Source organism: Vibrio sp. 779(2023) (genome assembly GCF_033344285.1).
Taxonomy (GTDB): Bacteria; Pseudomonadota; Gammaproteobacteria; order Enterobacterales; family Vibrionaceae; genus Vibrio; species Vibrio alginolyticus.
Map to the genome: position 1 here is coordinate 1 of NZ_JAWPOM010000108.1, position 1,357 is coordinate 1,357.

General features: G+C 48.5%; 1 protein-coding gene. It reads right to left on the reverse strand.

Features of this window, described 5'->3' with window-relative positions:
- Positions 1 to 1,191: sugar-binding domain-containing protein (locus tag R8O70_RS25325; RefSeq protein ID WP_318184470.1), on the reverse strand; the 1,191-nt coding region annotated here is incomplete at its 3' end.
- Between the last annotated feature and the right edge of the window lie 166 nt (positions 1,192 to 1,357).

Consider the following 1,357-nt stretch of genomic DNA (forward strand, 5'->3'; position numbering starts at 1 on the left):
TGCCATCACAAACAGGCCGTAAATATCACACAACTCGTAGAAGCGTGGGTCGTTCGGGTAGTGCGCGGTGCGAACTGAGTTGATGTTGTGTTGCTTCATCAAAATCAGATCTTTTTCCACGCGGTCCATGCCCACTGCGCGACCTTTTAGGTGGTCGTTGTCATGACGGTTGACACCATGCAGCATCACGTATTGGTTGTTGATGTAGAACAGGCCGTCACGCACTTTGATGTCACGGAAACCCACGCGTTGTGGGATCACTTCCACTACGTTGCCTTGGTGATCTTTTAAGGTGATGAACAAGTGGTAAAGGTAAGGATTTTCAGCCGTCCAATGCGTTGGGTTCACCATATCAATCGCAAAGCTTGTTGAGTGGTGGTTTTGGATAGTCAGTGAATCGCATTGACCACTGGCTACGACAGTGCCTTTGTCATGCAGCGCGTATTCCAGCGTATAGCCAGACGCGATAGCGGTGGAAAGGTTTTCCAATTCGATTTGAGCACTGAGCGTCGCACTTTGGTAATCGTCGGCGAAATCGGTACGAATGGTGAGATCTTGGACGTGAACCTGCTCTTTGCCCACAAGGTAAGCATCGCGGAAGATCCCTGCCGTCCACCACATGTCTTGGTCTTCAATGTAAGTGGAATCGGCCCACTGCATCACGCGTACAGACAGCAAGTTTTCGCCTTGTTGGACGAACTTGGAAATGTCGAACTCCGCAGTAAGACGGCTGCCTTTGCTAAAGCCGACGTACTCGCCGTTTACGTACCCCCCAAAGTAGGTTTCCACGCCATCGCACTTGATGATGGTTTGTTGGTTATCCAACTGTGGACCACGTGTAAATGTGCGTTGATAAGCGCCCGTTGGGTTGTCGGTTGGTACAAACGGGACGTCGATCGGGAATGGGAAGCCTTCATCGGTGTATTGCAGATCGCCGTGGCCTTCCATTTGCCACATGTTTGGGACGGTAATGTGTCCCCAGTCGTTCATTGTTTGTGAGTAAAACTCATCAGGTACCAACATTGGGTTGGTGAAATAACGGAATGTCCATTGGCCGCTGAGAAACATAAATCGGCGACTCAGTTCACGTTGAAAGGTTTGTGCGCTCTGAACAGAGTCGTAGGAGAAAAAGTACGCACGTGGTGCCATACGATTCTCGTGTAAGTGTTGGAAGTTTTCCCAATTGTTCACGTTTTGATCTCCCCTCGGCTTGGTGCGCTTATGTTGGAGTGCGGATTGGTTTCATCGCGGCTCAACATCAGTGCAAAAACAACGGCCGATGTATTGTGAAAAATGCTTATGAATAATCTGAGAAAGATATTAGTAAAAGTTTTACTAAAATAAATTAGTGAAAACG